The following is a 14,969-nucleotide window of genomic DNA, read 5'->3' as shown; positions in this document are numbered from 1 at the left end:
TTGTCGCAGACTAGTATAAGCCCGTAGGGCTGGCTACGCCTACTCACAATCTTGAGTTACTAACTACGGTTCTCAAAATAGATAAGGTTTATAATAATCTTACAGCTATTTTGAGCTAAGGAACTTGCTTTTTAATAACGTACCAATCTAACCGTAGTTATCATCGGTGCGTGACCCTACAAATATCAATCATTCCGCGATTATATTGTCGTAGCGTCACACACCCTACAAATTGGGATTTTACTCTTCACGTTGGCTTATCATCCAAGACTGCCATAGCGCACAAACACAGAATATTTATACAAAGAGAGACGCGATATATCTCGTCTCTATAATATTTCAGTTTAATATTTCAGTTTAATTAGATTTATTCTTCCCATTGTTTTCGCATATCTTGTGCCGTATTTTTTAAATTCTGAAAATAATCACTTTCGGCTATTTCTGCGACTTCATCTGTAACTTTTCTTGTATCAATTTCAACCTTCAGCTTTTTAATTTGTTCTGATAACTTTTGTTCTCGAATATAGATATCAGATATCATGCTTTGAAATACTCTACCTAGTTGCCCTAGTTCGTCTTTGCGTTGAGAAACTTTGCTTAAACCCTGATTTTCAATCGCTCGCACTTCATTAGATGTAGCTGTATCTTGACTAATGAATTCGGCTAATTGAGCCATGGGTTTGAGGGGTTGAATAACTCTCCATCTGAGCAAATAGTTAATTGCAAAAATGACTAGTGCAAAAATTATAATGAATATACTGATAAATAGAAATAACGTTTCACGGGAATCCTTAAAAACTTCACTGGCAGGAATATAAATAATTTGGGCACCAATAACTTGATTTAGTTTCCAACCATAGCCATGTTGTGTGCCATATTTTTCAACATGGCTTTTTGGGGCGATACTGGGGGAACTGTGACACTTGAGACAACTAGAGTCTGTGACAACTAAAGGTTGAGCGCTGTAGAATAACTTATTACCAGATTGCAAACGAAAATCCGACAATGTTTTGAGAGTGCGATCGCGTTCAAACTCCTGGATTAATTTTGCCTCAAATAGGTCGGCTTTGTCATCTAGGTTGGTGGGGTTGAGAGTTGCATCTTTATAAATCAAGTCCTTGTACTTCCAATCCTCCTTCAACCGATTCAACACCCGCTTTGCCCCCAAATTAGGTATGGTTTCGGGTATAAATTGAGTCTCTGAATTCCCAATCTTAGCTAGTAAAGGCGAAATATCCTTACTTGTATAACTTTGTACTGCATTGATCATTTGCATCGCCATCTGACCCCGATAACTCATCTCCGCTATAGCCCTCTGTTCCAAGGCTTTTGACACAGCCAAGCTACCAATTAAAATTCCAGCAATGAAAATTAGTGACAAGAAGAGTGTAAATTGAGACGCAAGATTTAGGCGACTAAGGTGAAAACTACGTAGCATTTCTCAATTTCCATTGATACTGATCTTAATTTATATCAGGACTCGTAGAGAAGGTACAGATCCCCGACTCAGGACACTACCCCTAAATATTGATGAGTTGTGTGGCATACCCGACATAACGCCCGCAAAAACCGTAAGGCTGGGGCTATCGATACGAAGTCTACGGAGGTGGGCTTTGTTCCATTAGCCGCACCTTTCTGGGGTGACGGTGAATTTCGACATACTGAGAATGGCATCTTTTAACAAAGTCTGGGATCTGAAGATAACTGCTAACGGAATTAAACGATATTATTACTATTGTGTAACTTCTCTCCCCCATACCAATGCAAGCTGAACTTCTCCCATCCACCCAACCCCAAACCCTGACTCTGCCGGAACTTCTCGCACCTGCTGGCAATTGGGAATGTGCGAAAGCTGCTGTGGAAAATGGCGCTGATGCTATTTACTTTGGTTTAGATAGATTCAATGCGAGGATGCGGGCAGAAAATTTCACTGAGGCTGATTTACCAGAATTAATGGAGTTTCTCCACCAGCGTGGTGTTAAGGGATATGTCACCTTGAATACTTTGGTTTTCCCCCAAGAATTACGGGAAGCAGAAAGATATCTGCGGACGATTATTGCTGCTGGAGTGGATGCGGTAATTGTTCAGGATGTGGGTATTTGTCGTCTCATTCGTCACCTTTCTCCAGATTTCCCTATTCATGCTTCCACTCAGATGACGATTAGCAGTGATGCGGGTGTGGAATTTGCGGAGGAATTGGGGTGTAATTTGGTGGTGTTGGCACGGGAATGTTCGCTGAAAGAAATTAACAAAATTCAGAATCGGATGCAGTATCGCGGTGCTTCGTTGCCTTTGGAGGTATTTGTGCATGGGGCGCTGTGTGTGGCATATTCGGGACAATGTTTAACTAGTGAGGCTTTGGGTGGACGTTCGGCAAATCGAGGGGAATGTGCTCAAGCTTGTCGAATGCCTTATGAATTAATTGTGGATGGGGATGTAGTGGATTTGGGAGATAAGAAGTATCTTTTGAGTCCCCAGGATTTAGCGGGTTTAAGTGTTTTACATGAGTTGGTACAGGCTGGAGTAAGTTGTTTGAAGATTGAGGGACGTTTGAAGACTCCGGAATATGTAGCGAATGTGACGCGGGTATATCGAGAAGCTTTGAATCGGTTGGTGGAAGTCAAGGAAGAAGAGAAAGACGAGGTATCCACCCTGTTAGAGGATACAGAAGATTTGAGCGAAAATGAAGAAACTCAATCGGAAGTTAGCAATCAAGAAAAATACAACTTAGAAATGGCTTTTTCACGGGGAATTTATACAGGGTGGTTCCGAGGAATCAACAACCAAGAATTAGTTCACGCTCGATTTGGGAAGAAGCGAGGTGTATACCTGGGAAGGGTCAAGCGGATTCGAAATGAAGAAGTCACCATCAGGTTGGAAGCACCTTTAAAAGCTGGGGATGGTGTCGTTTTTGACTGGGGACATCCGGAGAGGAAGGAGGAAGGGGGAAGAATTTATGGGGTGAAAATCCAAGGTGAAGATGCCATTTTAAGCTTTGGCAGGGGAAATTTAGATTGGCAACAGATCCATGTGGGTGATAGATTATGGAAAACCAGTGATCCGGAATTAGATAAGCAGATTCGCCAAACCTATGAAGGTGATGTTCCCAAATTCCAACGTCCTATTGAGATGGAAGTGTATGGAGAATTAGGGAAAAATTTAGTTGTGTTGGCAAGGGATACTAATGGTAATCTAGCTCAAATAGAATCAGCGATCGCATTAGTGGCAGCACACACCAAACCCCTAACAACTGAAAAGCTACAGGAACAGTTGGGAAGGTTGGGTAATACTCCTTTTTGCTTGGGTGAGTTGAAAAATCACCTAGAAGGGGAATTTATGCTACCTGTGAGTGAGTTGAACAGGATGCGACGAGATATTGTGACTCGCTTAGAAGAATTACGCAGTCAACCCAAACGCTGGCAAGTTGATGATGCGGCAACACTGGAAGATTTACTCACTCAGGTGAAAACGTCAGGGTATGATGATATTGATAATTCATCGCCATTCCCCCATTTAATTGTTTTGGTGCGAAATTTAAAGCAACTTCAAGTTGTTTTACATACAGATATAAAAACCATCTACTGTGAATTTGAAGACCCCAGAAAGTACCACAAAGCTGTGGAAATGGTACGGCAAATGCGGGAGAAAGGAGAAGGGAAAAAACAAATTTTTGTTGCCCCACCTCGAATTACGAAACCTGGGGAAAATTGGATTTTACAACAGGTACGTGCTTCGGAAGCTGACGGATATTTAATTCGGAATTATGATCAACTAAAATACTTTGAAAATGATCGCTGTATCGGAGATTTCTCCCTGAATGTTGCCAACCCCTTAACAGCCGATTACTTCCAAAATGAGTTTGGTTTAGAACGCTTAACAGCTTCCTACGATTTAAATGTCAATCAACTCCAAGACTTATTAAAAACTTCTCCACCCGAATGGTATGAGGTGACAATCCATCAACATATGCCAATGTTTCACATGGAACACTGTGTATTTTGTGCCTTCCTTTCTGATGGTAAAGATTTTCGAGATTGTGGTAGACCCTGTGAAGAACACGAAGTAAAATTACGGGATAGAGTGGGAACAGAACATATTCTACAGGCAGATGTAGGTTGCCGAAATACTTTATTTAATGGTACAGCCCAAACAGGAGCCGAATATGTCCACCAACTGATTAATTTAGGACTCAAAAATTTGCGAATTGAGTTTGTTAATGAAACACCAGCAGAAGTAACTCAAACCATCCAACTTTATCAGGAACTATTAAGGGGAGACATCACAGGATTTCAACTGTGGCGAGAATTAAAAGTACAGAATCAACTGGGTGTCACCCGTGGTGCTATTGCCTTGCCAACAAAATATTAGTAGTTGGTAAATCAATAATTTAGATATTCAAAGATATCCGACTTATTCGATCAGCCGGATATCTGGAACTACAATAAATTTTCAATCTAATTAAAAATCCAACCTTTATCTAAGTTCTGCAAAGTAAATTTTTGTGCTTCTTCACCATTCATCAACCAAAGTTGGTTTTCACCAGTTTCGTAATTTCGCCAAATCAAATCAGTTTTTCCATCCCCATTAGCATCAGTAATGCTAAAATCCCAATTTTCTGCCGAAATTGGACTAAGAAGTTTGCCGTCACTTTCAGCAAAGACTGTACCATTTACAAACCAAACAGCATTTCTCCCATCTTTGTAATTTCGCCAAATTAAATCAGTTTTTCCATCTCCATTCGTATCAGCTAAATCATAATCCCAAATTAAATCTGAATCTTTCAATTGATAAATAAAATCTGATTGAGTAATTTGAAGTCCATCTATTAACCAAACAGCATTTCTCCCATCTTTGTAATCTCGCCAAATTAAGTCATTTTTTCCATCTCCATTTGTATCACCTAATTCAAATCTCCAATTCAAATCAGGTAAGTCATAAATAACTTTAGTATCTCCAAAATTAAAACCGTCTCCAGTATTACTTCCGTTCATCAACCAGATAGCAACTTCAGCCGTATCGCGTTTGTACCAATATAAATCAGTTATTTTATCATCATTTGCATAGCCTACTTTCAAATCCCAATTGAGATCTTTAACTCGATGAATAAAACCAGCATTGTAGACACTTCCATTCATCAGCCAAATAGCATTTAATCCAGCATTTACTTCAGGATTTTTAAGATTATCATAATTACGCCAAATTAAATCATTCTTTCCATCACCATTAAAATCACCGATATCAACATACCAGCTTGCTTCGGTTGGGATTAATTCTGTCTCTGTAAAAGTATTTCCATTAGCATTGGCAATCCAAACTAGATTTTCTCCAGTAGTTGAATTTCGCCAAAAAAAATCACTTTTACCGTTACCATCAAAATCAGCAATCTTAAAATCCCATTCTTTACTCAGACTAGACAAAGAAATTTCTGTAAAATTTCCATCGACACCGCTAAATAACCAAGCTTTATTTTCACCAGTTTCCTTATTGCGCCAAAAAATATCACGATTTTTATCTCCGTTAAAGTCTGGTACTACCCACCAACCTTTATTAGTTTCTAAAATCGATTGACTATTTACAGCATTTGATTGTGCTGGTAATGTTATTAAAGATGAGTGAGAAGATGCGCCCAACTGTAAGTTACTATCTACGTCTAACTTATTAAGCAAACTATTATTTGAAATTAAGCTGGGGTTTGTAGGAGCATCAAGGGTAAGGGCACTATCTGAATTAGGCATATTTTTGTATAGATAATGACCTTCAATCTTCTAGCTATTTTTTAAGTCAATGTCAATAGTTTTACAGTGTTCTAAGTTATGAATCGGTATGTCAACTGTATATTTATGGATATTTAATAACAATATCCCAGATTAAAGAAGGAAATTGGATCACAGATTTCTAGCGGAAAAAGCTAAAATACTGATACTTGAATATGATAAGTAATTAGAATCCTAAAGGGCTATGCATACAGAACATCAGCAAAGACGCGATCGCTTAATGGCTAAAATAGGCAATGGGACTGCGATTTTCCGTAGTGCGCCGATGGCAGTAATGCATAATGATGTTGAATATGCTTATCGTCAGGATAGTAATTTTTATTATTTAACTGGGTTTAACGAGGCGCAAGCAGTAGCAGTGTTGGCACCACACCACCCTGAGCATAAATTTATCCTGTTTGTGCAGCCCAAGGATCGGGAAAAAGAAGTTTGGAGTGGATACCGCTGTGGAGTGGAAGCAGCGAAGGAAATGTATGGTGCTGACGAAGCTTACCCCATCCATGAATTAGATGAAAAATTGCCCCAATATTTAGAAAAAGCCGACAAAATATATTATCACCTGGGACGCGATCGCGCTTTTAATGAAACCGTATTAAATCATTGGCAAAAGATGATGCGGACTTATCCTCGACGGGGAACCGGACCCACTGCAATTGAAGACACAGCAACGGTTCTCCACGCTTTGCGACTTACCAAAAGCGAAGCTGAGTTAAAATTGATGCGAAAAGCCGCAAACATCGCTGTAGAAGCACATAACCACGCGATGAAATTCGCTACACCTGGATGCTACGAATATGAAGTACAAGCGGAAATTGAACATATTTTCCGCTTACGGGGTGCCATGGGACCTGCATATCCTTCCATTGTCGCTGCTGGAAAAAATGCCTGTGTCCTCCACTACATCGAAAATGACAGTCAAATTCAAAATGACGACTTACTGCTAATTGATGCCGGATGTTCCTATGGTTACTACAACTCTGACATTACCCGCACATTCCCGGTGAATGGGAAGTTTACACCCGAACAAAAAATTCTCTACGAAATTGTTCTAGAAGCTCAAAAGCAAGCCATCTCCCAAGTTAAACCAGGTAATCCCTATAACTTAGCTCACGATGTTGCTGTCCGTATTATTACAGAAGGATTAGTGGAAATCGGTATCCTCAAAGGTGAAATCGATAAGCTCATTGAAGAAGAAAAATACAAACCCTTCTACATGCATAAAACCGGGCATTGGCTAGGATTAGATGTCCATGATGTGGGAGTATATCAACACGGTGAAGACAAACCGCAAATTCTCCAACCAGGGCAAATCACAACCGTAGAACCAGGAATTTACATTGTACCCGACACCAAACCAGCCGAAGATCAACCAGAAATCGATTCTCGCTGGGTGGGAATTGGCATCAGGATCGAAGATGATGTTTTAATTACAGATACAGGCAACGAAGTTTTAACAGCCGGGGTTCCGAAAGAAGTTAGCGATTTGGAAAGATAGAAACCAAAAATATTCAGTCATCTTGCAGATGAATTTAGGTATTAAACGGCGAGCAGCGCGTTGCGGGGGTTCCCCCCGTTGTAGCGACTGCGGTGGGTTTCAACCGTTGGCGGGCGTGGAATTATAGAAAATCTAGGGATTTCAAGACTTGTGTGTACACCGTAGTCTTAATCCCTACTGTCATGCTTCTTTTGAGAAAACAGACACATTATACCAATTTGAAAAAACAATGCGACAGATAGATATTTGTAGAGACGTAGCAGTGCTACGTCTCTACCGTTGGATGTGTTGCAATCATTATTTGAATTGGTATTACTTGTTTTTTAATATGTAGAAATATTGAGCAATATTACAAACACTATGTTTTATGAATATTCCTCACAAGTTCCTCACATTTATAAAATACCTTTGAAATTATGTATAACTTGAAAAATAATAAGCAAATTTATGAATACTTGTCCTTGCTGTTCTCATGTCTTACTGCGACATGTCCGTGGTAACGAAACTTACTGGTTTTGTCGTAATTGTTGGCAAGAAATGCCAGAAATGAATGTTACTAGAATCAATTTAGAAGCGATGACGCAGCATAAAAATATCGCTAGAAACAATAGAAAACGACCACCATCAAAAGTTTTGTCGCCTATTTAGGATTTAGGAACATCATCTAGATTTTAATCAATGCAAACTATAAATAACCAAATAACAAATGAGACAGAATTTGTTATTAAACCCTCACACTAGTTTGAGGGTTTTGTTTTAAGTAGTTATAATTGCCATTCAAGACAGCTTAATCTTCGTAATAATACTAATATGTTATTATAAATTAATTGAAAATTAATTTAATAACTTGGTAACTTAGGTGTAATTAATAGGATACTATTTATTAGAGACATCACTTAAATTTTTGTTAAGATTAACGATAATCTGAGAATAGGATTTTTGAATGAAAATTTTAATTGTCGAGGATGAAGAATTAATGGCGGAAGCACTCACCGCTGTCCTCACAAATCAAAATTACGTTGTCGAAATCGCTAGTGATGGTGAAGCAGGATGGGAATTAATTAAGGATTTTGACTACGATTTATTGCTTCTTGATGTGATGTTGCCGAAGTTAGATGGTATTAGTTTATGTCGGCAAATACGTAATCAGGGTTTGCAGTTACCAATTCTTTTACTAACAGGTCGAGATAATAGTCATGATAAAGCTATTGGACTGGATGCTGGTGCGGATGATTATTTAGTGAAACCCTTTGATGAGGAGGAATTATTAGCTCGTGTTCGAGCTTTATTACGTCGGGGTTCTGTAACTTCACAACCAGTTTTGGAGTGGGGAAAGTTAAGGCTAGATCCCATAAGTTGTGAAGTCAGTTATGATCATCACTTGCTACCACTAACTCCTAAAGAATATGCATTGTTGGAGTTGTTTTTGCGAAATAGCCGACGCGTGTTTAGCTGTGGGATGATTTTAGAACATCTGTGGTCTTATGAAGATACTCCTGGAGAGGAAGCTGTTCGCACTCATATTAAATGTTTACGGCAAAAGTTAAAGGCTGGGGGAGTTTCTAGTAGTATCATTGAAACTGTATATGGTATTGGTTATCGTCTCAAATCTGGAGAGGAAACTATTACTAAAAAACAAAAGGATACTGAAGAATTTAAAGAAAATTTAACAGATGTAAAATCTCAAAAAATTCTTTCATCTGTAAATCAAATTTGGCACAAGTTTAAATATAGAGTAATTGAACAAATTAATGTTTTAGAACAGCTATCTCAAGCATTAATCGAAAATTCCTTAAATCAAGAATTGTATTCTCAATCTCAACGAAATGCACATACGTTAGCAGGTTCACTTGGGACTTTTGGGTTTCCTGAAGGTTCTAAAATTGCCCGCAAAATTGAAAATTTGTTGAAATTAGACCAAAATAATGGTGAAATTGATGGGTCAAAATTAAGTATATTAGTGCAAGCTTTGCAGCGAGAAATTAATGTAGATTGCCAAGTAAATCAAGTTGATGATACTAGCTATGAAGAATATTCATTGTTGTTAGTCATTCATAATGATGCCAAATTTACCAAGCAACTAACTCAAGAATCAGTCAATTGGAACTTAAAAATAACGGTTGCCAGAAGTACGAGTGCAGCAAGAAATAAGTTATATCAAGAGCATCCCAGTGTTGTCCTGTTTGATCCTAGTATTTGTTCTGACACAGAAGAGAGTTTACAACTGTTGAGGGAATTTAGCGATCGCAAACCACCTGTACCAGTACTTATATTATCAGAGCAAACCAACTTAAGCGAAGCTTACGCGATGACAGTCGTTCGCGCTGGATTTACTCCCTTTGCAGGGACTACCTTAATCCCAAAAACCATATCTGCAACACAAATACTATCAAATGTCAAGAATATATTGCAGCAATCTCATCGTGGAGAAACTAAAGTATTAGCTGTAGATGACGACCCCAACATATTAGCATTACTGCACAATTTACTTACACCTTGGGGACTAACAGTAAAAACCCTTGCTGATCCTCAACAATTTTGGCAAACACTGGAATCTGTTCAGCCAGATTTGTTAATTTTAGACGTGGAAATGCCTGAAGTTAGTGGAATTGAAATTTGCCAAATAGTACGCAATAATTCCCATTGGAGCGAATTACCCGTCTTATTTTTAACAGTTCATAATAGTCCCGATATTATAAATCAAGTATTCAGTGTTGGTGCTGATGATTTTGTCACTAAACCCTTTGTTGGTCCCGAACTGGTGACTCGAATTATCAATCGTTTAGAACGAATGAAATTAGTCCGACGGATGGCAAAAACAGATGAAAAAAATCAAAATAACGAACATCAACGCACACAGGAAGCACTGAAAAACTCCCAAGCACGTTTAGCTGGAGTTGTGGAAATTGCTGATGATGCAATTATTTCCATTGATGATAACCAACGTATTACTTTATTTAATCAAGGTGCAGAGAAAATATTTGGTTTTACAGCATCAGAAGTTTTAGGAAGACCATTAAACATATTATTACCTTCGTGTTTTGCCCAAACCCATCGACAATACGTAACTGACTTTGGTAAATCCCAAGTACAAGCAAGAAAAATGGGTGAACGTCGTGAAATTTCCGGTAAGCGGAAGGATGGGAGCGAATTTCCCGCAGAAGCTTCTATTTCTCAATTAAAACTGGGAGATGACACGATTTACACCGTTTATTTACAAGATATCAGCGAGAGAAAAGAAATTGAACGGATGAAAGATGAGTTTGTTTCGGTTGTGAGTCACGAACTCCGCACACCGCTAACTTCAATCCACGGTTCCTTGGGAATGCTTTCTAGCGGGTTAATCAAAGCCGAATCGGAACAGGGTAAACGTTTGCTACAAATTGCTGCTGATAGCACAGAACGTTTAGTCAGGTTAATTAACGACATCCTGGATATTGAGCGCATCGAATCGGGTAAAGTGGAAATGGAAAAGCAAACTTGCGATGTTAGCGATGCTATCCACCAAGCAGTTAATATTATGCAGCCACTAGCAGACAAAGCTGGAGTTGTGATATCTGTGACAGCTGCCTCTAATTATAGTATCTGGGCTGACTGCGATCGCATTATCCAAACTTTAACCAATTTACTTAATAACGCCATTAAATTCTCCAAAGCTGGTGATATAGTTTCCTTAGCAGTACAACAGCAAGACAAAGAAGTTCTATTTTCCATTACAGATACTGGACGCGGCATTCAACAAGATAAACTTGAAACCATCTTTGAACGCTTTCAACAAGTTGATGCTTCAGATTCTCGCAAACAGGATGGAACAGGGTTAGGTTTAGCAATTTGCAAAAGTATTGTTCAGCATCATCAAGGACAGATTTGGGTAGAAAGTGTACTTAATCAAGGCAGTACATTCTACTTTACAATTCCCCTGTGTAAATCCGTAGTAGTTCCCCACTTAGAAAATCCTCAACTGGAAACTACCGCAATCGGTAAAGCATTTAGCGTTTTAGTTTGCGATGATGATCCCAATATTCGGACTCAGTTAAAAACATTACTTGAGCAAAAAGGTTATCGCGTCATTACCGTTGCCAAAGGAGAAGATGCAATCACAGCAGCCACAAACCAGCATCCAGAAGTAATTTTACTAGATTTAGTCATGCCAGGAATGAATGGTTGGGAAGTCATGGCAATTTTGAAAGAACGTCCCGACACCTGTAATATTCCCATTATTATCTGTAGCATTTGTACCCCAGACAATATTAATCAATCTTCTAACGAATTTGTGAATTGGGTATGTAAACCAGTAGAAGAACATTCCCTATTTCCCATATTGCGACAAGTTCTAAATCAATCCTCCAAACCATCACGAGTTTTAGTTGTTGAAGACGATGATGAACTTGCCGAATTACTAACTACATTACTAAAAACCAACGAAATTGAGACATTTTTAGCCAAAACAGGACGGGAAGCAATTCAACTTAGTCAACAAGTTAATCCCGATCTACTAATTCTGGACATAATCTTACCTGAAGGTGATGGTTTTGGGGTAGTTGAGTGGTTGCAACAACATAATCAGCTTTCCAAAATTCCCTTACTAGTTTATTCTGCAAGGGATTTAGATCAATTGGAACGAACTCGATTAAAACTAGGACATACCGAATTTCTCACAAAAGGACGAGTCACAACCCAAGAATTTGAACAAAAAGTTATGGGTTTACTCCAACGCATCAAACAGAGTAGTAAATCAGGAGAAGATAGTGACAATCAAACGAGTATTAGTAGTTGATAACGAAGAGTATATCCAGGAAATTGCCAAAATCTGCTTAGAAACCGTAGCTGCTTGGGAAGTAATTACCGCAGGTTCCGGTAGCGAAGGGATTATCAAAGCCGAAACCCAACAACCTGATGCCATATTACTAGATGTAATGATGCCAGATATGGATGGTGTCGCCACCTTTGAGAAACTTCAGGCAAATCCAATTACCCAAAGCATACCAGTAATTTTCTTAACAGCAAAGATACAAGCAAACGACCGTCGTCGTTATATTAGCTTAGGGATCAAAACTGCGATCGCTAAACCATTTGATCCCTTGAATTTAGCCCATCAAGTAGCTGAAGCCTTAGATTGGACTCTGTGAAGAAATGAAATATACTTGATTATCACCCATATTTTAGGCTTGTTGTCAATCCCTAAATTATAGATTTATAAATGATTTGATATATCTCAAGTTGAGGTTGTGATGTCTGAAGAAAAGACCTATTTGGAGCTTTCTGAGGCTGATGGTGGCTCCCATAAATTTTATGAAGTTATAGTTAAAGATACTGAATTAATTATCCGTTATGGTCGCATTGGCGACTCAGGACGAATTCAAAGCAAAATTTATCCTAGCATTGAAAAAGCACAGGCAGAAGCAAAAAAGAAAATCAATGAGAAGCTCAAAAGTGGTTATGAAGTAGCTACCATGGGAGTACGGCAAAAACGTCAGATAACCAGACGTGACGTTAGTAGCAGCGTTTCCTCGGCGAAGCAATCACCAATTTTGTGGAAATTCAACTCCAAATCAGCAGCTTTTGGAATATTTATCGATGCCCACCGTTGCTGGGTGGGAAACCAATCTGGGGAGGTTTTTGCCCTCAATCACCAAGGTAAGGTAATTAATCAGTTTCAGCTACCTGATGGTGTGAAATGTTTAGTTGCTGATGACGCTTGGATTTATGCGGGTTGTGATGATGGGAATGTCTACGACTTGACAGGGAAATTACCCCGTTTAGCCTACAAAGTTGATGAAAATGTCGATATTTTCTGGTTAGATATCAAAGATGGGTTGCTAGCAGTTTCCGATGCAAACGGAGGATTAACCACAATCGATCATGATGATGAATTTCAATGGACTAGGTTGAGTCAGGGAAATTCTGGTTGGATGGTGCGCTGCGACTCAGATGGAGTTTACCACGGGCATAGTGGTGGTGTGACGATGTATGATTACCAAGAAGGTCGCGTGCAGTGGCATCAAAAAACCAAAGGTGCAGTATTATTTGGTTGGCAAGAAGCTTTGACTGTGTATGCTGGTGCAAGCGATCGCAATGTCTATAGTTTTACCAAAAAGGGTGAAGTGGGTGCAGTTTATAAATGTAATGGTGCTGTATATTCTTGTGCTGCTACAGTAGATGGGAAATACCTATTTGCAGGTGATAACAGTTCCTCCCTTTACTGCTTCCAGGATACAGGAAAACTCATCTGGAAGTTAGGCACAGGTTGCGGTTCTGCACTTTCGATGCAATTTTTAGACAACCGCATCTATATAGTTACTACCGATGGAACCTTAGCCTGTATTGATGCTAGCCCAAACGCGATCGCATCTGCTCAAGAAGGCAATATTCCCCAAGCGACTGTAATTAAAGCACCAAGTAAAAAAGGCATAACCCCCTCAGCAGAACTACAAGATGCTGCACCTGCTGAAATTACCCAAGGGGTGGTAGTTGAATGCTACCGGGAAGGTAGTAAATTGAGAATCAGAGCCATTTCTCCAGGATATAACCCCAACTGGAAAGTTCAGTTTCCAAAGGACATCCGCACCGAAGGCGATCGCTATTTGGTAGCAGAACTGCGAGAATCAGCTAATGGAGGTTTTTATCGAGCTTTTGGTGACATTAAAAAAATCAGTTAGGAACGTGGATTAAATAAAGTACAAAAGTAGGGTGTGTAAGCGGAGCGTAACGCACCATTTCATTGTCGAGCAAAATTGCATGTTATTAAATTTCCGTTCCTTAACAGTGAACAGTTATCAGTTATCAAGAGTAGGGGGTTTAATACCCCGATGCCTATGCCTCGCCAGTTTTGACTTGGGGTGCCACGTTTTGGGAGTCGGATGACCCCCAAAAGCTACCTTTTCTAGTAGCTTGCTACCCGCAGGGTATTCCCATCTCAAAACACCCCTACTGCCTTCTTCAACAGTTATCACAGTATTGATTTTGGCAATTTTAGCTTGAGGAAAGTTGAAAATTCAAGGATTTATCAAGGATTTATCTCGAAATCAGACCAATTTCCAGATTCATCCTGGATGTACAACCGACGGTTTTGAGGTTCTCCCCGCAACTGTAAATAATCCACTTTTACAGGATCAAGTAACAACAAGCAAAAATTGACTCCAGGGTTAATTTCATCTGTCGGAGGAGGAGAAAAAGCTGCCGCATCGGCTCGTTTTTCTCCAGGATTTGCCCAAAAAAACTGAATTCGAGCAGCATCTGATAAATTTTGCCAAGTTTGTTGACGGACGTGCTGTAATTTCAAATCAGGGTAATTAACATCAACCATTAATAACTCTCCCCGAATCCGGAACTGTTCCCTAGTCCCAGTAAAATACCAACAGGCTTCTGCCGCTGCTTGTTGGCGAATTTCCTCACATTTTTGACTACGAATATCAGTAATAATTTTTAATTGGTTGGTATCGTCTAAAAAACCGCGAAAAACAACAGTTCGGTTAGCGGGAAGTCCATCTGTTGTAATGGTAGCTAACTGGAAATAGCGGGATTCAGGCTTAGTGCGACTGTATTGTAAAGCGCGGGCAAGACGGGAACGCCAAGGAGCAAGTGACACTAGAATTTAATTATTCTCTAAACAACTATCGATTGAAAATCTGGCAAGTAGAGGACTGCAAATAAATTTACCGCAGCCTCGCTATGCCATATTACAGATTGGGCACGCTATC

At 39.4% G+C, this 14,969-nt stretch carries 9 protein-coding genes; 6 read left to right on the top strand and 3 right to left on the bottom strand.

The genetic code is table 11. From position 1 onward, the window contains the following. Nucleotides 1-367: 367 nt before the first annotated feature. Nucleotides 368-1,438 carry a DUF3365 domain-containing protein gene (locus CAL6303_RS24710; protein WP_015200569.1) on the bottom strand — a complete coding sequence of 357 codons (1,071 nt, stop codon included), beginning with the start codon at nucleotides 1,436-1,438 and terminating at the stop codon, nucleotides 368-370. A 323-nt stretch (nucleotides 1,439-1,761) separates the two neighbouring features. Here CAL6303_RS24710 and CAL6303_RS24705 point away from each other — a divergent pair, with 323 nt between their 5' ends. Further along, nucleotides 1,762-4,368, top strand: a complete 2,607-nt coding sequence (locus tag CAL6303_RS24705; RefSeq protein ID WP_015200568.1) for a U32 family peptidase — start codon at nucleotides 1,762-1,764, stop codon at nucleotides 4,366-4,368. Nucleotides 4,369-4,454: 86 nt separating this feature from the next. Here the strand turns inward: CAL6303_RS24705 and CAL6303_RS24700 are convergent, their stop codons facing one another. After that, a complete protein-coding gene (locus CAL6303_RS24700) occupies nucleotides 4,455-5,735 on the bottom strand; it encodes an FG-GAP repeat domain-containing protein (protein WP_015200567.1) in 1,281 nt (426 codons plus the stop codon). Nucleotides 5,736-5,958: 223 nt separating this feature from the next. On the opposite strand from CAL6303_RS24700, the gene CAL6303_RS24695 reads away from it, so the two are divergent. The 5 genes from CAL6303_RS24695 to CAL6303_RS24680 all read left to right on the top strand — a co-directional run bounded on the left by CAL6303_RS24695 (nucleotide 5,959) and on the right by CAL6303_RS24680 (nucleotide 13,928). Then, complete coding sequence (locus CAL6303_RS24695) at nucleotides 5,959-7,269, top strand: aminopeptidase P N-terminal domain-containing protein (RefSeq protein WP_015200566.1); 1,311 nt, start codon at nucleotides 5,959-5,961, stop codon at nucleotides 7,267-7,269. A 447-nt stretch (nucleotides 7,270-7,716) separates the two neighbouring features. Next, nucleotides 7,717-7,917 carry a hypothetical protein gene (locus tag CAL6303_RS29525; protein WP_015200565.1) on the top strand — a complete coding sequence of 67 codons (201 nt, stop codon included), beginning with the start codon at nucleotides 7,717-7,719 and terminating at the stop codon, nucleotides 7,915-7,917. Between the two features lie 295 nt (nucleotides 7,918-8,212). Continuing rightward, nucleotides 8,213-12,046, top strand: coding sequence for a response regulator (locus tag CAL6303_RS24690; protein ID WP_015200564.1), 3,834 nt, complete (start codon nucleotides 8,213-8,215; stop codon nucleotides 12,044-12,046). Then, a complete protein-coding gene (locus CAL6303_RS24685; RefSeq protein ID WP_015200563.1) occupies nucleotides 12,018-12,398 on the top strand; it encodes a response regulator in 381 nt (126 codons plus the stop codon). Before CAL6303_RS24690 ends, CAL6303_RS24685 begins: the two co-directional genes overlap by 29 nt. Nucleotides 12,399-12,500: 102 nt before the next feature. Next, nucleotides 12,501-13,928: a WGR domain-containing protein gene (locus tag CAL6303_RS24680; protein ID WP_015200562.1), complete on the top strand. Its 1,428-nt coding sequence runs from the start codon at nucleotides 12,501-12,503 to the stop codon at nucleotides 13,926-13,928. A 347-nt stretch (nucleotides 13,929-14,275) separates the two neighbouring features. Here CAL6303_RS24680 and CAL6303_RS24675 read toward each other — a convergent pair whose 3' ends face one another. Next, on the bottom strand, nucleotides 14,276-14,857 hold the full coding sequence (locus CAL6303_RS24675) for an Npun_F5749 family FMN-dependent PPOX-type flavoprotein (protein ID WP_015200561.1): 582 nt from the start codon (nucleotides 14,855-14,857) through the stop codon (nucleotides 14,276-14,278). Between the last annotated feature and the right edge of the window lie 112 nt (nucleotides 14,858-14,969).

Source organism: Calothrix sp. PCC 6303, assembly GCF_000317435.1.
Classification (GTDB): domain Bacteria; phylum Cyanobacteriota; class Cyanobacteriia; order Cyanobacteriales; family Nostocaceae; genus PCC-6303.
The sequence above is the reverse complement of the archived record's forward strand: the minus strand, read 5'-3'. Positions and strand labels throughout refer to the sequence as shown.

Coding starts and splice junctions, on each gene's coding strand:
- CAL6303_RS24705 (WP_015200568.1), top strand. CDS start 1,762: ATGCAAGCTGAACTTCTCCCATCCACCCAACCCCAAACCCTGACTCTG.
- CAL6303_RS24700 (WP_015200567.1), bottom strand. CDS start 5,735: ATGCCTAATTCAGATAGTGCCCTTACCCTTGATGCTCCTACAAACCCC.
- CAL6303_RS24695 (WP_015200566.1), top strand. CDS start 5,959: ATGCATACAGAACATCAGCAAAGACGCGATCGCTTAATGGCTAAAATA.
- CAL6303_RS24690 (WP_015200564.1), top strand. CDS start 8,213: ATGAAAATTTTAATTGTCGAGGATGAAGAATTAATGGCGGAAGCACTC.
- CAL6303_RS24710 (WP_015200569.1), bottom strand. CDS start 1,438: ATGCTACGTAGTTTTCACCTTAGTCGCCTAAATCTTGCGTCTCAATTT.
- CAL6303_RS24680 (WP_015200562.1), top strand. CDS start 12,501: ATGTCTGAAGAAAAGACCTATTTGGAGCTTTCTGAGGCTGATGGTGGC.
- CAL6303_RS29525 (WP_015200565.1), top strand. CDS start 7,717: ATGAATACTTGTCCTTGCTGTTCTCATGTCTTACTGCGACATGTCCGT.